Source organism: Flavobacterium rhamnosiphilum (assembly GCF_004349195.1).
Lineage (GTDB): Bacteria > Bacteroidota > Bacteroidia > Flavobacteriales > Flavobacteriaceae > Flavobacterium > Flavobacterium rhamnosiphilum.
In genome coordinates this window covers 192535-214388 of sequence record NZ_SMLG01000004.1, presented here as the reverse complement: position 1 = coordinate 214388, position 21854 = coordinate 192535, and the positions used below count along the sequence as shown (strand labels likewise).

Genomic DNA, 21854 nt, shown 5'->3' with positions numbered 1-21854 from the left:
CCTATCCAATGTTCGGAATTTGTAATCTAGCCATTATCCCACTTCGCTTTGAACCCAGTGATAGAAGCGAAATCGTTTCTCAAGTTTTATTTGGTGAACATTTTGAAATTTTAGAACAATTGAAACAATGGTCCCGCATCAGAATGCAATATGATGATTATGAAGGCTGGATAGATTCCAAACAATTACAACTGATTTCCGAATCCAGTTTTAATCAATTGTCTACTGAAGCCATCATTCTTAATGCTGATTTAATAGAATATATTACTGCCCCAAATAATGTATTGATCCCTATCCCGCTTGGTTCTTCGGTATCTTTTATACATCATAATGAGATAAATATCTCAAATTTTGATTTTGAAGGAACTAAAACCAGTGGAGAGAAAACTAAAGAAAGCTTGATCAATACTGCCTTTATGTATTTGAATGCTCCTTACCTTTGGGGAGGAAAAACTCCTTTTGGCATTGATTGCTCCGGATTTACTCAAATGGTGTATAAACTCAATGGATACAAATTATTGCGAGATGCCTCTCAACAATCAACACAAGGTGAAGCATTAAGTTTTATTGAAGAAAGCGAACCTGGAGACTTAGCTTTTTTTGACAATGAAGAAGGCAATATCATCCATGTAGGAATAATAATGTCCGATAATTATATCATTCACGCCAGTGGAAAAGTACGAATTGACCGTATAGATCATTTAGGGATATTTAATGCCGAGACAAACAAGCATACCCACAAATTAAGGGTTATCAAAAAAATAGTATAAAAAAAACCTATCAAGAATTAGTATTCAAGATAGGTTTTTAATCTAAAAAAAGCAATATTATATTTTAGCTTTTAAAGCATTATACTCGTTAGTCATATCTAAAGCTCGATATAAATTCAATAACATTTTTGAAATCTCTATGTTTTTAGGTTCAATAGTATTTCCTTTTTCTAAGTAAGAAACGGCACTTTTAATTACTAGATCCTTTTTCGCCTTCAATTCTTCATAGATTTTCATATCTTTTGCAGAAGTTCCAAGGTTACTAATTTCATCAGTCAAAGCTTTTCTTTTATCCAGCTTCAGGTAAGCCATATTAATATAAGCATCAATATATTTGGGATTTAAATCTATAATTTTTTTATAATAATTCTCAGCGTTATCAGTATTACCTTTTTCAGTATATATTTGGGCTAAACTTCTATAAACATCTATTTTTTTAGAAGGTGCCATTACATTCCTAGGTATCTCATGCGTTCCCGCCTTTATATTTGAATCTCTGTGATTTGCAGAAGCAAATAATTCTTCAATTTTACTTTTTTTATTTGTTGCAAAATATTGAATTCCCTTTCCTGTAAAATTTAATGATTTTAATTCCTCAAAATTCTTTAATGCCGAATCATACTCTTTTGCATTCATAAAATTTGAAGCTGCATAATATAATTTTAAAGTGTCTTTTTTATCCATTTGATACAAATAATACATTTTATTCGCACAGTCTGCATATTTATTGACATTGGAATCTTCGTTAGCACTTTTCTCTAAATTATCTTTTATCTCTTTTATAGCAGTTTTAGCTTGAACTGCATATTTTAAATTCCCTGAATCCACTTCAGAAGCTATTAGTTCCTCATAAGCAGAAACTGCAAGAGAAAGATTTTTAGCTGTTTCAATGTTTTTATTAGCTAAACCGGTAAATGCTTTTCCCTTTAAATTAAAGAAATCAGATCTGTCTTGATCCTTAGCATTAGTAATCAAATACTCACAAGCTTTCAGAGTAGACAAAGCAGCTTGTGGATTCCCATTATTCAATTCATTTTGAGCAGCTTTAATCTGATCTTTTTGAGCCGCTGCAGATACAGAAATAAAGAACAGCAACAATCTTACTAAGTATTTTTTTTTCATATTACGTAGGTTTTGGTTAGGTAAGGGTTGTAAATTGGTTAAAGTTTTTCTTATTATTAGATGGTTAATTTTATTTAGCAATATTTGACCAAAATAAAATATTATTTTCATTAAACAAATAATATTACTAAATAAAATTAGCCTTATTAACTAATAATCACAAAATACAATAATATTATACTTTACAAAGAAGTAATACTACATTTGCATAAGTAAAACTTAATACTTTGAAAATAAAAACAATACCATCAATGATATATATTGTAAAGTTGTCTGTGTATTTTTTTTAAAAATCCAAATTTTTCCAATTAAACCTCGGTCTTTAGCTCATCAATTAAATTGGACTATATCAAAACTACTTGAATTGACAAATGATGCATCTAATCAATCAGGTCAAACCGTTTGCTGTAATTCTAATCCAAAAGACTTATTCTATAATTTTAAAACTGATATAAAAACGAATTAACAATCCTAGCAGGTCATGAAATTTCAATATCTTTTATAAAAAAACCCGACTATAAAGATATAGTCGGGAATAATGTATTGTAAAAACAAAATGATTACAACTAAATTAAAAAATTGATTACATCTTTGCTTTCAACGCTTTGTACTCTGCATTCATTTCTAATGCGCTGTAAACTCCTAAAAGAGTTTTAGAAACATCAACGTTTTTAGGATCTAATTCAACCGCTTTTTCAAGATAAGGGATAGTAGCTCTAAATAACTCTTCTCTTTTCTTTTTCAATTCATCATAACGCTTCATGTCCTTAGTAGAGGTTCCCAGTTTGTTCATTTCGTCAATGATAACTTTCTCATTTTCTAATTTCAAGGCAGCTAAATTAATATACCCATTAATATATTTTGGGTTAATTTCTATAACTCTTTTGTAATATTTTTCAGCATCAGCTACATTTTTAGCATTAGCACTCAATACTCCCAAGTTAAAAATCAAATCAGCATCATTAGGATTTTTTTCCAATACTTCAGCAATAAGCTTTTTGTACATTTCAAAATCCTTTGTTTCCAAATATAAATTAGCTTCTGTCAAAGTCAACGAAGTATCCTCTGGATTTGCTTTTCTTGCTTCAGAGATTGCTTTTTTAGCTTCTTCCGTTTTACCTTTTTCAACTAAAATCAAAGCCATATTTTTATAAATCTCACCTCTTTTAGAAGGAACCAATTCAGTTCTTGGCTTTTCATGTGTTCCCATTTTCACCATTCTGTCTCTTTCTTGAAGTGTAGTAAAAAAGTCTTCTTGACTTGTCAGTTTATTAACCGCAAAATAGCTAGTTCCTTTTCCAGAATAGTTTAAGGTTTTTAAATCATCATACAATTTAAGCGCTGCATCATAATCTTTAGCATTTACATAAGTAGAAGCTGCGTAATATAAATTAATGGTGTCTTTTTTATCTAACAAATAAGCGTCATATAATTTTTTAGCACTATCAGCATGCTTATCCACTTTTGAATCAGCAATTGCACCGTTAATTAATTTGAATTTAATATCTGTAATGGAAGCTGCAGCTTGAGTTGAAAATTTCACTTTTCCAGAAGTTTTTTCAACCGCAATTAAATCTTGGTATGCTTTTGCCGCAAGCGAAAGATTGGTGTTAGCATCAACATTCTTATTTGCTAAATCCAACAAAGAATTCCCTTTTACAAAGAAAAATTGTGCTTTTTCAGCATCTGTTGCATTAACTATTAAAGATTCCGCTTCCGTCAAAATGGTTACAGCCTCTTGGGATTTACCAGCTTTCAACGCTTTTTCAGCGGCTTTAATTTGATCTTTTTGAGCAAAAGTAGCTACTGATATCAATAATGCTGATGCTAGTAATACATATTTACTTTTCATAATATTCTATTTTTGTTTAATAATTATTCTTGGGTTTCTAATTTACATTTATGCGTCGTCATCTTCGTCATCCCCTTCTGCCTCATCATCAGCTTCATCTTCTTCAGAATCATCATCGTCATCGTCATCCTCTTCAGTACCTTCGTCCTCAAGAACTTCTAAAACTGGTTTCACTCTTTCGATTGTTTCTGTTTCTATAACATTGCCGTCTTCATCGACTAACACTTCTGCTACATCATCTTTCATAACCTTAGTAACTGCTGCAATCGAATCGTTTCCTTTGATGTTGATCAGTTTTACACCTTGTGTAGCACGTCCCATTACTCTCAAATCTTCAACAGCCATTCTGATAGTCAGTCCAGATTTGTTGATAATCATCAAATCATCCGCATCCGTAACCGCATTTATCGAAATAAGTTTACCCGTTTTCTCCGTAATATTTAAGGTTTTCACTCCTTTCCCACCACGGTTAGTAATTCGGTATTCGTCTAAGCTTGAGCGCTTTCCGTAACCGTTTTCGGCAACAACAAGAATTTCACTGCTCATGTCATTTACAGTAACCATGCCAATTACTTCATCCGTATCATCTTTAAGGGTAATTCCACGAACTCCAGAAGCTGTTCTTCCCATTGGACGGGTTTTAGTTTCTTCAAAACGAACTAATTTTCCGGATTTCACAGCCAAAATAATTTGACTTTCCCCATTAGTTAATTTTGCTTCCAATAATTCATCGCCTTCCTTAATAGTAATTGCAGCAACTCCATTTACCCTTGGTTTAGAATATTTCTCTAAAGAAGTTTTCTTAACCTGACCTTTTTTGGTCACCATAATAAGGTTATGACTGTTGATATAGTCTTTATCTTTTAAATCTTGGGTACAGATAAAAGCTTTCACTTTATCATCACTTTCTATATTCACCAAGTTTTGGATTGCTCTACCTTTAGCGGTTTTACTTCCTTCCGGTATTTCGTAAACACGCATCCAGAAACATTTTCCTTTTTGGGTAAAGAACATCATATATTGATGATTCGTTGCCACAAACATGTGTTCCAAGAAATCTTGATCCCTTGTTCCAGCACTTTTTTGTCCAACTCCTCCTCTATTCTGGGTTTTGTATTCGGTAAGATTGGTACGTTTAATATAACCTGCATGAGAAATCGTAATTACCACATTTTCATCAGCAATTAAATCTTCAATACTTACATCTCCTCCTGAATATTCAATTTGAGAACGACGAGCGTCTCCATATTTATCTCTAATTTCCGTAAGTTCCTCTTTAATCAAAGCAATTCTCAAGTTTACATCCGCTAATAAAGCTTTCAAATGCTCTATTAACTTCATAATTTCATCGTATTCCGTTCTTAACTTATCTTGTTCCAGACCCGTTAATTGACGTAAACGCATTTCTACAATGGCACGAGATTGTATATCTGACAAATTGAATCTTTCGATTAATTTTTCTCTAGCTTCTTCCGTACTTTTTGAAGCTTTGATCAAAGCAATTACTTCGTCAATATTATCCGAGGCGATAATCAAACCTTCTAATATATGTGCTCTTGCTTCCGCTTTTTTCAATTCAAATTGCGTTCTGCGAGTCACCACATCATGACGGTGTTCTATAAAATAATGAATCAGATCTTTCAGATTCAACATTTGCGGACGCCCTTTTACAATGGCAATATTGTTTACACTGAAAGAAGATTGCAATTGCGTAAACTTATAAAGCGTATTCAAAACCACGTTTGGCGTGGCATCACGTTTCAATATATAAACGATACGCATCCCGTTTCTATCCGATTCATCTCTGATATTAGCGATACCCTCTATTTTTTTATCATTCACCAAATCAGCAGTACGTTTAATCATATCTGCCTTATTGACTTGATAAGGAATTTCAGTAACGATAATACACTCACGACCATCCACTTCTTCAAAACCAACTTTGGCACGCATTACGACTCTACCTCTACCTGTTTTGAAAGCTTCACGAACACCTTCATAACCATATATTATACCACCAGTAGGAAAATCTGGGGCTTTGATATGCGTCATCAATTCGTCAATTTCAATATCATTATTGTCCATGAAAGCCAACGTACCGTTGATTACCTCGGTTAAGTTGTGTGGAGGCATATTGGTCGCCATACCTACCGCAATTCCTGTTGCACCATTTATTAATAAGGTAGGAACACGCGTTGGCATCACTGTTGGTTCTTCTAACGTATCATCAAAATTTAATTTAAAATCTACGGTTTCTTTATCTATATCCGCCAAGATTTCTTCCGAAATCTTTCGCATTCTAGCCTCTGTATAACGCATTGCTGCAGGGCTATCACCATCCACAGACCCAAAATTACCCTGACCATCAATCAATAAATAACGCATACTCCATTCTTGAGCCATACGAACCATGGCATCATAAACTGATGTATCACCATGAGGGTGGTATTTACCCAGAACTTCCCCGACAATTCTTGCGGACTTTTTGTGGGCTGATCTTGAGTTAACACCCAAATCATGCATTCCAAATAGTACTCTTCGATGTACTGGTTTCAAGCCATCTCTAACATCTGGAAGTGCTCTTGATACAATTACCGACATCGAATAATCGATATAGGCCGTTTTCATTTCATCTTCTATGTTAATAGGAATTAACTTTTCTCCTTCAGACATAAGTTGTTATATTAAAAAATTATATTAGTTTCAAAACGTGCCAATATACGGCTTTTTGAAATTTTTTAGCCTATTTCAGAATACTTATTTCAATGATTTATTAACAAAATTCACTTCGTTTTTAGTTAATAAATTAAGGGAAATTTAACTTTAAAATCATTATTATTTTTGTCTATTAGCTGACACCACTTCTTAAAGGAATGGTTTTTGTTTTTCAATCACTAATTCACTAAATTTACAGTACCAAATTACCAATAATATTATGGATGATAATTTTTCACCAAGAGTAAAAGACGTCATTACCTATAGCAAAGAAGAAGCTTTGCGATTGGGTCATGACTTTATAGGAACTGAGCACTTAATGCTGGGTATCTTAAGAGACGGTAATGGGAAAGCAATTCAAATATTGAACAACCTATCTGTCGATTTAGATCATTTACGCAGAAAGGTAGAGATTCTAAGCCCCGCAAGCCCTAGTGTAGAAGTTAATGTCGAAAAGAAAAACCTACACCTGACACGCCAAGCGGAACGAGCGCTTAAAACCACTTTTCTGGAAGCAAAAGTATTTCAAAGTTCGTCTATCAGCACAGCGCATTTATTGTTGTGTATTTTAAGAAATGAAAACGATCCAACAACCAAGCTATTGAATAAATTGAAAATTGATTATGATGTAGCTAAAGAACAATATCTAAACATGACTCCAAACGAAGAAGATTTTATAGAAAATTTGCCACGAAACGAATCGTATAATGACGATTCAGGACAAGATGACAGTCTAAAAGAAGGAACTTTCAACAATCCCGCCAATAAATCCAATAAAAAATCTAAAACACCTGTTTTGGATAATTTTGGAAGGGATTTAACAGAAATGGCCGAAGAAGGAAAACTGGATCCTGTTGTGGGACGCGAGAAAGAAATTGAACGCGTTTCTCAAATTTTGAGCCGTCGTAAAAAAAATAATCCTTTACTTATAGGAGAACCGGGAGTTGGAAAATCAGCTATTGCCGAAGGTTTAGCGTTGCGAATTATTCAGAAAAAAGTATCTCGTACTTTATTCAATAAACGTGTCGTTACCTTGGATTTAGCCAGTCTTGTTGCAGGCACAAAATACCGTGGACAGTTTGAAGAGCGCATGAAAGCAGTGATGAATGAATTGGAAAAAAATGACGATATCATTCTTTTTATAGATGAAATTCATACCATTGTGGGCGCTGGTGGCGCAACAGGTTCACTGGATGCTTCTAACATGTTCAAACCTGCATTAGCTCGTGGAGAGATTCAATGTATTGGTGCCACAACATTAGACGAATACAGACAATACATAGAAAAAGACGGCGCACTAGAAAGACGTTTTCAAAAAATAATCGTGGAACCAACTTCTGTTGCGGAAACAATTACCATTTTGAACAACATCAAAAACAAATACGAAGACCATCACAATGTTACGTATACACAAGAAGCAATCGAAGCGTGTGTAAAATTAACAGACAGATACATGTCGGAACGTTTCTTACCGGACAAAGCTATTGACGCATTAGACGAAGCAGGTTCTAGAGTTCATATTACCAATATTGAAGTTCCAAAACAAATTTTAGATTTGGAACGTCAATTAGAAGACGTACGTGAATTGAAGAATGTTGTGGTAAAAAAACAAAAATATGAAGAGGCCGCTAAACTTCGTGATGACGAAAAGCGTATTGAAAAAGACTTAGCTATTGCCCAGGAACAATGGGAAGAAGACGCTAAAAGCAACCGAATTGAAGTTACTGAAGACAATGTTGCCGATGTTGTTTCTATGATGAGCGGAATACCCGTAAATCGTATTGCACAAACCGAAAGCAACAAATTAGCTAAACTACCAGAACTTATTGAAGGAAAGGTGATTGGACAAAGAGAAGCAGTAATGAAAATCGCTCGTTCTATCCAAAGAAATCGTGCCGGATTAAAAGATCCGAATCGACCAATTGGTTCTTTTATTTTCTTAGGACAAACTGGAGTTGGTAAAACGCAATTAGCTAAAGTATTGGCTAAAGAATTATTCGATTCTGAAGATGCATTGATTCGTATTGACATGAGTGAATATATGGAAAAATTTGCAATCTCACGTTTAGTTGGAGCACCTCCGGGATACGTAGGATATGAAGAAGGTGGTCAATTAACAGAGAAAGTCAGAAGAAAACCATATTGCGTTGTCTTATTGGATGAGATAGAAAAAGCGCATCCTGATGTTTTCAATATGTTACTACAGGTTTTGGATGATGGCTATTTGACAGACAGTTTAGGTCGAAAAATTGATTTCAAAAACACTATAATTATCATGACTTCAAATGTTGGAGCCAGACAATTGAAAGATTTTGGTCAAGGAGTTGGTTTTGGCACTGCTTCCAGAGTAGCTCAGGCCGATGATAATTCGAAAAGCATCATTGAAAACGCATTAAAAAAAACTTTTGCTCCTGAATTCCTTAATAGAATTGACGATGTAATTGTATTCAATGCTTTAGAAAAACATGATATTGATTTGATTATCGAAATCGAATTGAAAAAATTATTCGCTCGTGTTGCTGAATTAGGCTACCAATTAAATCTTTCTGACAAAGCAAAAGCTTTTATTGCAGAGAAAGGTTTCGATAGACAATTTGGCGCCAGACCATTAAAAAGAGCCATTCAAAAATATGTTGAAGATGCCCTTGCAGAAGAAATTATCACTTCGAAAATTACTTCCGGGGATGAAATTTTCATGGATATTGAAGAAGGCTCACAAGAATTAACCGTGAAAATTCATAAGGCTGGAGAACCAACAAATCCATAATTATTAAACAATTATCTTAATACAAACCCGTTACGTTTTTATAACATAACGGGTTTATTCTTTACAGTAAACACACTTTTTTTGAAAACAAATATTTACATTTGATTTTTATAAAAAAGGTTAATTAAAATTAATTTATGTCAGATAACAAAGTTATTTTAGGTAGTGAAGAATGGTGTTCCTTTCCAGAGTTAGGGATTCCTACTATTAAAGCTCGAGTGGATTCGGGTGCAAAAACATCAGCTTTACATGCTATAAACATTGCTCCATTTATCAAAAATGAAAGCAACTGGGTGAAATTTGACATCAACCCTATCCAAAATAATCTAAAAACTGTTATTCATTGTGAAGCCCCTTTGGTTGACAAACGCATCGTAAAAAGTTCTAGCGGATTTAGAGAACAACGCTATGTTATCCAAACAAATTTGCAAATAGGAAGTTCAAAATGGCCTATTGAAATGACGTTGACCAATCGAGATTCCATGGGTTTCAGAATGCTTTTGGGTCGTGAGGCCATGAGTGGAAGAGTTCTTGTTGATCCGGAACAAAAATATCTTTTAGGGCAACCTACTTCAGATACTTTGAAAGAATTATATAAAAACTCTGAAAAAGCGAGTTCAGGTTTGCGTATTGGTCTTTTGGCCAGCAACCCTGAGTTGTATAGTAACAAGCGTATTATGGAAGCTGGGGAAATGCGTGGTCACGAAATGCATTTTCTGAACATTAAGGAATGTTACATGAAACTGGACGCAAAAACACCTGAAATTCATTATCGCGGCGGTAAAATATTAAATCAATTTGATGCGATTATCCCTCGAATTCGACCAAGTATTACCTTTTATGGTTGTGCTTTAACACGGCAATTTGAAGCACTTAAGGTTTTTTGCCTCAACTCTTCTACCGCAATTACCCAATCTAGAGACAAATTATATTCTTTGCAATTGTTACTTAATCATGGCGTAGATATTCCAACAACTGGTTTTGCCAATTCGCCTTTAGATACCGACAACTTGATAAAAATGGTAGGAGGTTCTCCTCTCATCGTAAAATTATTAGAAGGAACTCAGGGAAAAGGGGTTGTTTTGGCCGAAACAAAAAAGGCTGCAGAAAGTGTTATAAATGCATTCAAAAGCTTAAATGCCAATATCTTAGTTCAAGAATTCATCAAAGAAGCCAACGGAAAAGACATTCGTTGCTTTGTAATAGACGGAAAAGTCGTTGCTGCTATTCAGCGAGAGGCGATGCCTGGCGAATTTAGAGCCAACATTCATCTTGGGGGAACAGCGTCAATTATAAAAGTTACTAGCGAAGAAAAACGAATTGCCATAAAAGCCGCCAAAGCAATGGATTTGAAAGTTGCAGGTGTCGATATTATTCGTTCTGCAAAAGGACCATTGTTGCTAGAAGTAAACTCATCGCCGGGTCTTGAAGGCATTGAAGGCGCAACGAATAAAGATATTGCTGGCGAAATGATAAAAGCGATTGAGAAGAATTTTAAATTGAAATAAAAAGTTATAAGTTATGGGTTAAGAGTTTTATCAAAACCTACAACATATAACCTATAACTTATAACAAAATATATGAATCAATATCTTGATATAATTCTTCGAAGCGCTGCCGTTTATTTCTTCATGGTTATCGCCTTACGTATTTTTGGCAAGAAAGAACTATCACAGCTCAATACTGCCGATGTGATATTGATTTTGTTGATAAGTAACGCCGTTCAGAATGCTATGGTCGGAGATGATACCACTCTTTGGGGAGGATTAGCTGCGGCAACTATATTGTTTACCATCAATTTTATTTTAAAGAAATTGATGTACAAATACAAGAAATTTGGAGATTTTATGCAGGAAAAGCCAGAAATTCTAATCCATAACGGAAATCTGGATTTTAAAGCATTAAGCAAATTAAATATTTCTTCTGATGAATTAAAAGAGGCCATGCGCGAACATGGAATTGAATATTTTAAAGATGTAAAATTGGCAATGCTAGAAATAGACGGAAATATTAGTATTATATCCGGTGAAAATAATCTTCGCCAAACCCATTACAAACGCAGACGCATTCATAAAAATTTGGGTGGAATAAACTAACTCAAAAGATATTTTGGAGAATATAAACAAGTTGTACGATACTTTGGAAACTGAACGAATCAAATTACCTCGAAAGAAATTTAAAAAAAAAGGACAAAATATTTTACTTATTTTGTGTTTAATATTTTTAATAAATTCTTGTAGCAAAATAATTCCAACAAAGTTTTGGACAAATTATAAAAGTAATTTAATTGTAGAAAATATAAGCGATCATGGTCCATATGGTGGACATCGAGCAACTTATTGGAAAGCAAAAACGAAAAACACTTTCAACCCAGAAAAAGTAATTGAGTTTGCAAAAGAAAATGGTTGGATTTTAATAGGTAGAGAAGAATTTGATTCTGAAAATGTCAAAAAATGGAAAAGTGGAAATAAGCCAATTTTTCCTTTAACAAGTTTAGGCTTTAAACCAGAAAATGCAAATGATTTTATTGTTGAGAAATTCCCAAGATGGATAAATTCAAACATTACTGTTTATAAATTCAAAACTAATTTTATAATGATAGAATCTGGAACAGATAATTCTATTGAAGAAAATGGTTTTATATTGATAAACGAAAATGGAACAGAAATGAGCGTTTATAATTTATGGGGGGAATAATTGCATAAAATAAAAAAGTAATCGTACAACACTAGCAAACTAGACGAAAAATCCCTTAAAAAGCTCAAGGACATTAAAAACAGAAGCATCACTATACCCCTCAAATAATTATGCTCGATTCATTCAAAACCTATTTCCAATCCAAAACCAATCTAACGGACGAGCAATTCCATTCGATTTCTGCTAACCTGCAATTCAAAAAAGTGGAAAAAGGTTCCATCCTACTCCATCAGGGCGATGTTTGTCATCATTCTTTTTTTGTATCCAAAGGATTACTACGTTCCTATACCATAGACGAAAATGGCAAGGAACACATCATTCAATTTGCGCCTGAAAATTGGATCATTTCAGATAGAAGCAGTTCTTATTTCAATGAACCTTCTGAATTGTTTATCGATGCCATTGAAGAAACGGAAATTGTTTTTATCGATAAAAACTTCATAAATGCCGTTGCAGAAATCAGCATTTCCTTTCGAGAACAGGACAATACTGCGTTACACAATCACATTCGCCAACTTCAAAAACGAGTCAATCTTTTACTGGGAGCAACAGCAGAACAACGGTATTTGGATTTCATAACCATATATCCGAGTCTTACTTTGCGTATTCCACAATGGATGATTGCTTCCTATTTAGGCATTACGCCCGAAACGTTAAGCAGGGTTCGCAAGGAATTAGCCAAAAGGAATTTTAAACCCTATTAATTCATTTCTTATCCTACATCAATGCATCTGGATTTAATCTATAGTAAATTTGTACTATAATTTAAATAAGACATAGCAATGAAAACTAAGAATATTGAACTAGTATTAGCTCCACCTCCACCACACATGGTTGGTGACGGATTTAGAGTACACAATTTTATTCCGAGTGGGTATCATTTAGACATGAAAAGAATGAGTCCATTTATTATGATGGATTATAATTCTAAATTTTATTTTCCGCCAACGGACCAACCGAGAGGCGTAAGTGTCCATCCACATAGAGGTTTTGAAACCGTTACGATTGCCTATAAGGGAAAAGTAGCGCATCACGACAGTTCGGGAAACAGTGGTATCATTGGTGAAGGAGATGTGCAATGGATGACTGCAGCTTCGGGAATTTTACACAAAGAATACCACGAAGAAGAGTTCAGCAAAAATGGCGGTGATTTTCAAATGGTACAGCTTTGGGTCAATCTTCCGGCAAAAGACAAAATGTCAACACCAAAATACCAAGGGATTACAAACGACCAAATCAATAAATTTGAGCTTCCTGAAAATGGTGGCGTGATTGAAGTTATAGCTGGAGAATACGAAAATTTGAAAGGTTCTGCTTCTACTTTTACCCCTGTTCATTTACAGAATGCCAAATTGAATAAAGGAGCAAAAGCATCTTTCCATTTCCCGGCAAATTACAACACCGGTTTACTGGTAATCGAAGGAAGCATAAAAGTTAATACTACCGAAAATGTTCCTGCTGACCATTTTGCATTGTTCGAAAATGAAGGCGAAGAATTTACCATTGAAGCTACTGAAAATGCAATCGTTTTGATTTTAAGCGGAGAACCTATCAATGAGCCAATTGCAGCACACGGTCCATTTGTAATGAATACCCAAGCCGAAATCATGCAAGCATTCGATGATGTGAATATGGGAAAATTCGGTTATTTAGAAGAATAATTTCGTTAAATTTATTGTTTAAAAACTAAAAAGATGTCAAATATCAAACTGATAATAGAAGAACGCCCGAGCAATATTGGTAACTTTATGGTTGGGCGATTGCTTCCCTTTCGGGAAAAAAGAATGGTTGGGCCGTTTGCATTCATCGATCATATGGGACCTACCTGTATGAGTGATTACGAAAATTTAGATGTTCCGCCACATCCGCACATTGGACTTTCTACTTTGACGTATTTGTTTGAAGGAAGCATTATGCACAAAGACAGTTTGGGAACTGAAATGGAAATAAAACCCGGGCAAATCAATTGGATGACTGCAGGAAAAGGCATCGTACATTCTGAACGAACACCGGAGTACTTGCGCAGTTCTGATAAAATGCTGCACGGACTTCAAATTTGGGTAGCACTGCCGAAGGAATTAGAGGAAATGGAACCTTCTTTTTTCCATGTTCCTGAAAATCAAATTCCAGAATGGAAAACGGATAACATTGCTTTTAAACTTATAGCCGGTGAAGTACTTGGTAAAAAATCACCTGTTCCAGTTTACAGTCCGCTGTATCTTTTAGAACTAAAAAGTACTACGCGTCAAACGGTCACTATAGGCGAGCATTTATTTGGCGAAAGCGCTTTATACATTTTAGAAGGCAGTATTGAAAGTGAAGGAAATGTTTTTGATCCAAAGCAAATTCTGATTGCCAAAGACAGTAAACTCTGCACCTTTGATATAGCAGAAAACACCACCATTTATATTTTTGGAGGAGAACCTTTTCCCGAAGAACGAATTATCTATTGGAATTTTGTGGCGTCAACCAAAGAACTGATAGAAAAAGCAAAAGAAAAATGGCTGGCACAAACATTTGATAAGGTTCCCGGTGAAACCGAATTTGTTCCACTTCCAGAGCAAAATAAAAAATACAAATAATGGGTAAAATAACAGCACATATTGGTACCGAACTTTATAAAACAGAAGTACAATCAGAAACAAATTTTATTATTTCTGATGAACCCGAAAGTAATGGAGGAAAGGATTTAGGCTTTGCGCCAAAGGAATTACTGGCAGCCTCTTTGGCAGCTTGCACTAGCATCACCTTACGCATGTATGCGAACCGAAAAGGTTGGAATTTAACCGATGTAAAAGTTGAAGTCACTTTTGATACTGATTCAGTGGAAAACAAATTCAAAATAATTAGTAACATTCAATTATTCGGAGATTTAGACCATGATCAAAAAGCCCGATTATTAAACATTGCTGATAAATGTCCGATACATAAAATTTTAACAAACCCAATCGAAATAACAACAGCATTAAATTAGAAACACATGATAATTGAACAAATAAACGAAACTAAAAACGGCTACTTTAGAGCCGTTGATAACGACATCGAAGCTGGAAGAATGACTTATACCTGGGCAGGAACTGATAAATTTATTATTGACCATACCGAAGTAAATCCTGATTTTGCAGGGCAAAGCGTGGGCAAAAAATTGGTAATGGAAGCGGTACACTATGCACGGGAAAATAATCTCAAAATTTTACCATTATGTCCTTTTGCTAAAAGTGTGTTTGACAGAACTAAAGAAATACAAGATCTTTTGTTTTAAAAAAATTAATTTTTAGAGCATAAAAAAAACCATTCTCAGTGAGAATGGTTTTTTATGATTGTTATTTAGCATTAAATAAAAATACTAAAGATATAGTAAATTACTGCAGCCAGAATTGCCGAAATTGGGATGGTTAAAACCCAAGCCCATAATAAGCTAACGGTCATTCCCCATCGTACGGCTGAAACTCTTTTAGTAAGTCCTACTCCAATGATAGATCCAGTGATAGTATGCGTTGTACTTACAGGCACTTTAAAATGTTCTGTAAAATATAATGTCAATGCTCCGGCAGTTTCTGCGGCAACACCTTCAAAAGAAGTCACTTTTGTAATTTTTGACCCCATTGTTTTGACGATTTTCCATCCTCCGCTTAAGGTTCCTGCCGCAATCGCAGAATAACAAGCTAAAGGAATCCAAGCGGGCATTTTAAAGGCACCTTCGTCATTTGGCAACACAACATCCAACCAAGCTGGTAACGTTTCTTGTGCTACTCCACTAGTGTGAATATAAACAGCAACAGCAGCAGCAATAATACCCATTACTTTTTGGGAGTCATTTCCACCATGTCCTAAACTAAAGGCTGCGGAAGATAGTAATTGCATTTTTTTCAACCATGCAGTAGCCTGATGTAAATTTAAACTACTAAATATTAAACAGAATGTACTTATTGTCAAGACTATAAAAGCTACCAAAAACCATTTGATATTATGTGCTTCAAAAGCGACACTCCAAAAATGAGAATCGAAACGAGGTTTTTCAATTTGATCGTAATAAACCATTTGGCTTTCTACAAACCAGATTGTCAAGACCATTAAAGAAGTTGTAAAAATCTTTGGATAAATGCTCTTTTTAGAGGCATTAAGAAGCCAAATCGATATCAAGTAAGAGATTAAAGCTCCTAACAATGGTGCCAGTATAATAAAAGCAACAATGATTAAAACTCCTGAAGGCATACCGCCATCTTTTCCTGCTTTGTACCAAGAAACAACACCAAAACCTGCATGTGCTATCGCTGCTCCGGCAAAACCACCAATTAAGGTATGTGATGAACTGGAAGGAATTCCTTGCCACCAAGTAAATAAATTCCAAATGATAGCCGCTATTACACCAGCCAGGATTACGACTAAGTTGATATCCATGGTATTGGCCGTTTTCGCAACAGTATCTGCTACACCAAAACCAAAAACCCAATACGCCAAAAAGTTAAAAAAAGCCGCCCAAACTACCGCCTGAAAAGGGCTTAGTACTTTTGTGGCAACAACGGTTGCTATAGCATTGGCAGCATCATGAAAACCATTGATGTAATCAAAAATTAAAGCCAAGACTATAATAACTATAAGTAGAGTAAATTCCATAATTATAATTTCAGAATAAAACCGATTGAATTAAGAATGTTTTACAGAAATTGATTCTAAAACACTAGCTACACTTTTACATTTATCCGCTGCAGTTTCTAAAACTGACAACACTTCTTTGTACTTAATAATGTTTTTAGCATCCGTTTCGTTTTCAAATAAATCAAGAACTGCTTTATCATAAACATTGTCTGATTTATTTTCTAACTTATTAATTCTTACACAAGCGTCCGTAATATTCTTGATTTTCTTGAAACTTCTCAATTCTCTTACTGCAACATCAATATTTTGACACGCTTCAAGATTAATTTCCGTCAATTTTCTAATGGATTTTGTAATCTTATCCACTTGATACAACTTCATTCTACTGGCAGCACCATGAAGATTATCAGCAACATTATCAATAGAAGTTATTAATGAGTGTATGTCTTCTCTATCGAATGGAGTAATAAAATTTCTGCTCAACTCAAGATTAGTTTGACGCGTTATGTCTTCACCTTTTTGCTCTAAAGCATCAATTTTTTGAAAAAGAGCTTCACGTTCCTTCAAAGGAAGATTTACTGCTTCGTGCAAATTTGTAGCAATTTCAATTAAATTACTTGATGCTTCTTCAAAAAGAGGAAAGAACTTTTTATCTTTAGGAACCAAAAATTGGAAAAAATTATTTATATTCATTTCATTAAAATTTAGTTCGGCAAAATTACTTCATTATTTAAAGCTAATGTTAAGCTAATGTTAACAAATCATCTTCGATTTGAAAACTATTTAAAAAAGAAACCGTTTTTTCAATATCGTAGTGTAAAATTCTGTCTTCTTTTATCAAAGGAACTTCCTCACGATACGCACTTAAAAACATTTCTATAAAATCACTGGATAGTAATGGACGTCTATATTCAATAGCTTGTGAAGCATTCATCAGCTCGATAGCTAAAATTCGTTCTAAATTATCCAAAACCCGTAAAGCCTTCGTAGCTGCATTTGCTCCCATACTTACGTGATCCTCTTGCCCGTTACTGGAAACAATACTGTCTATACTGGCAGGAGTTGCCAATTGTTTATTTTGACTGGCAATACTTGCCGCTGTGTATTGCGGAATCATCAAGCCGGAATTCAACCCCGGATTATCTACCAAAAATGCAGGAAGATTTCGCAAACCTGAAATCAATTGATACGTTCTACGCTCCGATATACTTCCTAATTCCGCCAAAGCGATTGCCATGAAATCCAATGCTAATGCCAGTGGTTGTCCATGAAAATTACCTCCAGAAATAATTTGGTCACTTTCGATAAATATATTTGGATTATCCGTCACCGAATTAATCTCTGTTTTGAAAACTTTTTTCACATAATCAAAAGCATCTTTGGATGCACCGTGAACTTGTGGTATACATCTAAATGAATATGGATCTTGAACATGCGCTTTTGCTTGTTCGATAATTTCGCTTCCTTCCAGAAAACCTTTTACACGATTTGCCGTTACAATTTGTCCTTTGTGAGGTCTAATAAAATGTATTAATTCATTAAAAGGCTCTATTCTACCATCAAATCCTTCCAGTGAAATTGCACCTATCAAATCTGCCAAATACGAAAATTTGCTGACTTTCATCAAAATATGCGCACCATACGCACTCATAAATTGGGTTCCATTTAATAAAGCCAATCCTTCTTTGGATTGCAATACGATTGGTTTCCAATTAAAATGTTTTAAAACTTCACTTGAATGTACTTTCTTACCTTCAAAATAAACATCGCCTTCACCCAATAATGGTAAAGATAAATGGGCTAAAGGAGCTAAATCTCCTGAAGCTCCAAGTGAACCTTGCGTATAAATTACCGGTAGAATATCATTATTGTAAAAATCAACCAATCGCTCCACTGTCTGCAACTGAATTCCGGAATGACCGTAGCTCAACGATTGAATTTTAAGCAACAACATCAGTTTAACAATTTCACTTGGCACTTCTTCACCGGTACCACAAGAATGTGATTTCACTAAATTTTCCTGAAGTTTTGATAAATTATCATTTGCTATTTTGACATTACAAAGCGATCCAAAACCAGTATTTATTCCATAAATTGGTTCCGAATGAGAAGCCATTTTTCGGTCTAAATAATCCCTGCATTTTTGGATATTAACTTTAGCTTCTTCAGACAAAGCCAATGATTTATGATGCGAAATAATTTCTTCTAACGTTTCAAAACTGAGTAACTGAGTACTTATATAGTGTGTATTGTCCATTTTTATTTTATAATTAAAGGGTAAAATTCAATAAATCTATATTAATAAACAACATTTATTGATGATAATTTAAGATTCAAACTAAAAAACAACCTGACATTATATTTTATGCATAAACCTTTACAAATCAAATTAACTAAAAGATACCCTATAAAGCTTTAATTATTAAGGAGTGACGACACTAAATTTCAGTAATGCCTCATAAAACAAGTCAAAATAGCCAAGCCAATTATTTGCATAAAGTTATAAAATGAAATACTAACCCTTTAGATTTTTCAATATAAATACGAATAGTTTTGACATAAGCTTCTAAAATTAAGCAATATTCAATAATCCTCTAATTGGAATTGAAAAATTAAAATATTCGCAAAAAACACAATTAAAGGCTTCCCTTTTTATAAAAAACTGTACTTTTGAGAAATCAAATGACAAACAACAGAACAACATATCACTCTTCGATAACAACTCAACTTTGGGTTGCTTCTTCTGTTACATTTACTACAACAACTACTACCCCTTAGGGGTATACATTTTACATATAATCCTATTGTTATATTTTCTTTCTAAAGAAAGAAAGTACTTGGACATACAATAAACATTTGCATTTTTAAAATAAAACAAACAAAAATGAAAGTATTAAAATTTGGCGGAACTTCGGTTGCCAATGCACAAAATATAAAACTGGTTTTAGATATCGTCATCAATAAAGCAAAAGAAGAAAAATTAATCGTTGTGGTTTCTGCTTTTAGCAAAGTCACTGATTTGCTTCAACTTGCTTCCCAAAAAGCCGCTTCTGGAGACGAAAGCTTTAAAGAAATTCTTGCTGATTTAGAGAAAAAACATTTAGATGCCTTAAAAGAACTTATCCCCGTAAGCGAACAAAGCAGCCTGTTAAGTCATATAAAAAGAATTATCAATCATCTTGAAACGCTGTTAGACGGTTGTTTTCTTTTAGGGGAATTATCTCCTAGAACCTCGGATACCATTTTAAGTTTTGGTGAATTATTGTCTTCTTATATTATCGCTGAGGCATTAAAACAAAATCTAAAAAATAGTGCTTATAAAGACAGCCGTGAATTGATAAAAACAAACAATCATTTTGGAAAAGCGGTAGTTAATTTTGAAATTTCTAATCAATTAATTGCTGATTTTTTTGCTTCGAATGAGAATCAAGTCGTTGTAATGCCCGGATTCATTGCCGCATCGCTGGACGGAATCAACACTACTTTAGGTCGCGGTGGTTCAGATTATACTGCCGCCATTCTCGCCGGAGCATTGAATACAACTGACTTAGAAATCTGGACTGATGTCAACGGAATGTACACTGCCAATCCAAAAATCGTAAAACAAGCACAACCTATTGCATTCATTTCCTATCAGGAAGCGATGGAGTTGTCTCATTTTGGCGCCAAAGTTTTATATCCGCCAACCATTCAACCGGTGTTGAGAAAGAACATTCCAATTCTTATCAAAAATACGTTCGAACCGGAAGCCGAAGGAACTTATATTTCAAATCAAGAAATGGATCACACTAATCCTGTAAAAGGAATTAGCCATATTGACAATATTACTTTGATTACGCTTGAAGGGTCAGGAATGATTGGTGTTGCCGGTTCATCCAAAAGACTTTTTGAAGTATTGTCACATGAAAATATCAATGTGATTTTTATTACTCAAGCCTCATCGGAACATTCAATCTGTATCGGAATTCTAAACTCAGATGCTGATGTTGCTGAAGATGCAATCAACTGCGCTTTTGAAGTGGAAATTTTACAAAACAAAATCGATCCTTGTATCGTTGAAAAAAACCTGTGCATCATTGCTTTGGTTGGCGAAAAGATGAAAAATCACCAAGGTTTAAGCGGTCGAATGTTTAGCACTTTGGGTAAAAATAACGTGAACATTAGAGCGATTGCGCAAGGAGCTTCCGAAAGAAACATTTCGGCAGTAATCAACGAAAGAGATGTAAAAAAAGCCCTGAATTCGCTGCATGAAAACTTTTTCGAAGAAAACACCAAACAGTTAAACCTATTCGTAATGGGTGTTGGGAATGTGGGGGAGAAATTCATCGAACAAATTTACCAGCAAAATAAATTCCTGAAAGACAATCTGAAAATAAATGTAAGGGTTATTGCGCTGTCTAATTCCAGAAAAATGCATTTTGACGAGGACGGAATCCCCTTGAAAAATTGGCAATCAGTTTTAGAAAACGGCCAAGCAGCGGACAAAGAAAAGTTTCTTTACAATGTAAAAGAGCTCAATTTACGCAACAGTATTTTTGTTGATATTACTGCAAATGAAAGTGTATCTAAAACCTACGAACAGTATTTAAAACGCAATATTGCCGTAGTGACTTGCAACAAAATTGCCTGCGCATCAGAGTATGACAATTATAAAAATCTAAAGAAATTATCCAGAAAATTCAATGCCCCTTTCCTTTTTGAAACCAATGTTGGAGCTGGATTACCCATCATCGATACCGTGAAAAATCTGATTGCATCTGGCGATAAGGTGAATAAAATTCAGGCGGTTTTATCGGGAAGTTTGAACTTTATTTTTAATAATTTTAATGAAAACAACGCTTTTCATGATGTCGTTAAAGAAGCTGGTGTACAAGGATTTACAGAACCGGATCCAAAGATTGATTTGAGCGGAATTGACGTTGCCAGAAAGATATTAATTCTGATTCGTGAAAGCGGTTATAAAATGGAAATCGACGAAATCACAAACGAGTCTTTCATGCCTGCTGAATGTTTGGATACCACAAATAATGAAGCCTTTTTCAACTCTTTAACAGAACATGCCGCTCATTTTGAAACTATTTATAAGGAAGCGTTGAACAAAGATTCCAGACTAAAATATGTAGCGCAATTCGAAAACGGAAAAGCAAATGTTGGTTTGCGTTTTATCCCGAAAGATCATCCTTTTTACAATCTGGAAGGAAAAGATAATATCGTATTGTTTTTCACGGATCGTTATGTAGACCAACCTTTGTTGATAAAAGGCGCCGGCGCCGGAGCTGCTGTTACGGCTTCAGGAATATTTGCTGATGTAATCAGAATTGGAAATATATAA

General features: G+C 34.4%; 17 protein-coding genes. 11 read left to right on the top strand and 6 right to left on the bottom strand.

Annotated elements, in window-relative coordinates; translation table 11 throughout:
* Positions 1-8: 8 nt before the first annotated feature.
* A complete protein-coding gene (locus E0I26_RS07435) occupies positions 9-770 on the top strand; it encodes a C40 family peptidase (protein ID WP_131915859.1) in 762 nt (253 codons plus the stop codon).
* A gap of 57 nt (positions 771-827) precedes the next feature.
* Here E0I26_RS07435 and E0I26_RS07430 read toward each other — a convergent pair whose 3' ends face one another.
* From E0I26_RS07430 to gyrA, 3 genes are all read right to left on the bottom strand, one after another.
* Positions 828-1892 carry a tetratricopeptide repeat protein gene (locus E0I26_RS07430; protein WP_165929419.1) on the bottom strand — a complete coding sequence of 355 codons (1065 nt, stop codon included), beginning with the start codon at positions 1890-1892 and terminating at the stop codon, positions 828-830.
* Between the two features lie 583 nt (positions 1893-2475).
* The gene (locus tag E0I26_RS07425; protein ID WP_131915857.1) at positions 2476-3744 is read right to left on the bottom strand and encodes a tetratricopeptide repeat protein; all 1269 of its coding nucleotides are present in this window, start codon (positions 3742-3744) and stop codon (positions 2476-2478) included.
* 48 nt (positions 3745-3792) lie between these two features.
* Positions 3793-6417 carry a DNA gyrase subunit A gene (gene gyrA / locus E0I26_RS07420; RefSeq protein ID WP_131915856.1) on the bottom strand — a complete coding sequence of 875 codons (2625 nt, stop codon included), beginning with the start codon at positions 6415-6417 and terminating at the stop codon, positions 3793-3795.
* A 262-nt stretch (positions 6418-6679) separates the two neighbouring features.
* On the opposite strand from gyrA, the gene E0I26_RS07415 reads away from it, so the two are divergent.
* From E0I26_RS07415 to E0I26_RS07375, 9 genes are all read left to right on the top strand, one after another.
* Positions 6680-9226 (top strand): ATP-dependent Clp protease ATP-binding subunit, encoded by a 2547-nt coding sequence (locus tag E0I26_RS07415; protein WP_131915855.1) that lies wholly within the window; start codon positions 6680-6682, stop codon positions 9224-9226.
* A 137-nt stretch (positions 9227-9363) separates the two neighbouring features.
* The gene (gene rimK, locus E0I26_RS07410; protein WP_131915854.1) at positions 9364-10734 is read left to right on the top strand and encodes a 30S ribosomal protein S6--L-glutamate ligase; all 1371 of its coding nucleotides are present in this window, start codon (positions 9364-9366) and stop codon (positions 10732-10734) included.
* Positions 10735-10806: 72 nt separating this feature from the next.
* On the top strand, positions 10807-11322 hold the full coding sequence (locus E0I26_RS07405; RefSeq protein WP_131915853.1) for a DUF421 domain-containing protein: 516 nt from the start codon (positions 10807-10809) through the stop codon (positions 11320-11322).
* 13 nt (positions 11323-11335) lie between these two features.
* A complete protein-coding gene (locus E0I26_RS07400; protein WP_165929418.1) occupies positions 11336-11923 on the top strand; it encodes a hypothetical protein in 588 nt (195 codons plus the stop codon).
* A 110-nt stretch (positions 11924-12033) separates the two neighbouring features.
* Positions 12034-12627 (top strand): Crp/Fnr family transcriptional regulator, encoded by a 594-nt coding sequence (locus E0I26_RS07395; protein WP_131915851.1) that lies wholly within the window; start codon positions 12034-12036, stop codon positions 12625-12627.
* A 78-nt stretch (positions 12628-12705) separates the two neighbouring features.
* On the top strand, positions 12706-13584 hold the full coding sequence (locus tag E0I26_RS07390; RefSeq protein WP_131915850.1) for a pirin family protein: 879 nt from the start codon (positions 12706-12708) through the stop codon (positions 13582-13584).
* A gap of 33 nt (positions 13585-13617) precedes the next feature.
* Positions 13618-14505, top strand: a complete 888-nt coding sequence (locus E0I26_RS07385) for a pirin family protein (RefSeq protein ID WP_131915849.1) — start codon at positions 13618-13620, stop codon at positions 14503-14505.
* Complete coding sequence (locus E0I26_RS07380; protein ID WP_131915848.1) at positions 14505-14897, top strand: OsmC family protein; 393 nt, start codon at positions 14505-14507, stop codon at positions 14895-14897. Before E0I26_RS07385 ends, E0I26_RS07380 begins: the two co-directional genes overlap by 1 nt.
* A gap of 6 nt (positions 14898-14903) precedes the next feature.
* Complete coding sequence (locus tag E0I26_RS07375) at positions 14904-15185, top strand: GNAT family N-acetyltransferase (RefSeq protein ID WP_131915847.1); 282 nt, start codon at positions 14904-14906, stop codon at positions 15183-15185.
* A 71-nt stretch (positions 15186-15256) separates the two neighbouring features.
* On the opposite strand, the gene E0I26_RS07370 is transcribed toward E0I26_RS07375, so the two are convergent.
* The 3 genes from E0I26_RS07370 to hutH are packed head-to-tail and all read right to left on the bottom strand — an operon-like array spanning position 15257 to position 18779.
* Positions 15257-16540 carry an inorganic phosphate transporter gene (locus E0I26_RS07370; RefSeq protein ID WP_131915846.1) on the bottom strand — a complete coding sequence of 428 codons (1284 nt, stop codon included), beginning with the start codon at positions 16538-16540 and terminating at the stop codon, positions 15257-15259.
* Positions 16541-16570: 30 nt separating this feature from the next.
* Positions 16571-17215 carry a DUF47 domain-containing protein gene (locus tag E0I26_RS07365; RefSeq protein ID WP_131915845.1) on the bottom strand — a complete coding sequence of 215 codons (645 nt, stop codon included), beginning with the start codon at positions 17213-17215 and terminating at the stop codon, positions 16571-16573.
* Between the two features lie 49 nt (positions 17216-17264).
* The gene (gene hutH, locus E0I26_RS07360; protein ID WP_131915844.1) at positions 17265-18779 is read right to left on the bottom strand and encodes a histidine ammonia-lyase; all 1515 of its coding nucleotides are present in this window, start codon (positions 18777-18779) and stop codon (positions 17265-17267) included.
* Between the two features lie 627 nt (positions 18780-19406).
* Between hutH and thrA the strand changes: the two genes are divergently transcribed.
* The gene (thrA, locus tag E0I26_RS07355) at positions 19407-21854 is read left to right on the top strand and encodes a bifunctional aspartate kinase/homoserine dehydrogenase I (protein ID WP_131915843.1); all 2448 of its coding nucleotides are present in this window, start codon (positions 19407-19409) and stop codon (positions 21852-21854) included.

Bases quoted from the DNA above. Each gene is read 5' to 3' on its own strand.
- thrA (WP_131915843.1), top strand. From the start codon at position 19,407: ATGAAAGTATTAAAATTTGGCGGAACTTCGGTTGCCAATGCACAAAAT.
- rimK (WP_131915854.1), top strand. From the start codon at position 9,364: ATGTCAGATAACAAAGTTATTTTAGGTAGTGAAGAATGGTGTTCCTTT.
- hutH (WP_131915844.1), bottom strand. From the start codon at position 18,779: ATGGACAATACACACTATATAAGTACTCAGTTACTCAGTTTTGAAACG.
- E0I26_RS07380 (WP_131915848.1), top strand. From the start codon at position 14,505: ATGGGTAAAATAACAGCACATATTGGTACCGAACTTTATAAAACAGAA.
- E0I26_RS07415 (WP_131915855.1), top strand. From the start codon at position 6,680: ATGGATGATAATTTTTCACCAAGAGTAAAAGACGTCATTACCTATAGC.
- E0I26_RS07385 (WP_131915849.1), top strand. From the start codon at position 13,618: ATGTCAAATATCAAACTGATAATAGAAGAACGCCCGAGCAATATTGGT.
- gyrA (WP_131915856.1), bottom strand. From the start codon at position 6,417: ATGTCTGAAGGAGAAAAGTTAATTCCTATTAACATAGAAGATGAAATG.
- E0I26_RS07365 (WP_131915845.1), bottom strand. From the start codon at position 17,215: ATGAATATAAATAATTTTTTCCAATTTTTGGTTCCTAAAGATAAAAAG.
- E0I26_RS07430 (WP_165929419.1), bottom strand. From the start codon at position 1,892: ATGAAAAAAAAATACTTAGTAAGATTGTTGCTGTTCTTTATTTCTGTA.
- E0I26_RS07425 (WP_131915857.1), bottom strand. From the start codon at position 3,744: ATGAAAAGTAAATATGTATTACTAGCATCAGCATTATTGATATCAGTA.
- E0I26_RS07395 (WP_131915851.1), top strand. From the start codon at position 12,034: ATGCTCGATTCATTCAAAACCTATTTCCAATCCAAAACCAATCTAACG.
- E0I26_RS07390 (WP_131915850.1), top strand. From the start codon at position 12,706: ATGAAAACTAAGAATATTGAACTAGTATTAGCTCCACCTCCACCACAC.
- E0I26_RS07375 (WP_131915847.1), top strand. From the start codon at position 14,904: ATGATAATTGAACAAATAAACGAAACTAAAAACGGCTACTTTAGAGCC.
- E0I26_RS07435 (WP_131915859.1), top strand. From the start codon at position 9: ATGTTCGGAATTTGTAATCTAGCCATTATCCCACTTCGCTTTGAACCC.
- E0I26_RS07405 (WP_131915853.1), top strand. From the start codon at position 10,807: ATGAATCAATATCTTGATATAATTCTTCGAAGCGCTGCCGTTTATTTC.
- E0I26_RS07370 (WP_131915846.1), bottom strand. From the start codon at position 16,540: ATGGAATTTACTCTACTTATAGTTATTATAGTCTTGGCTTTAATTTTT.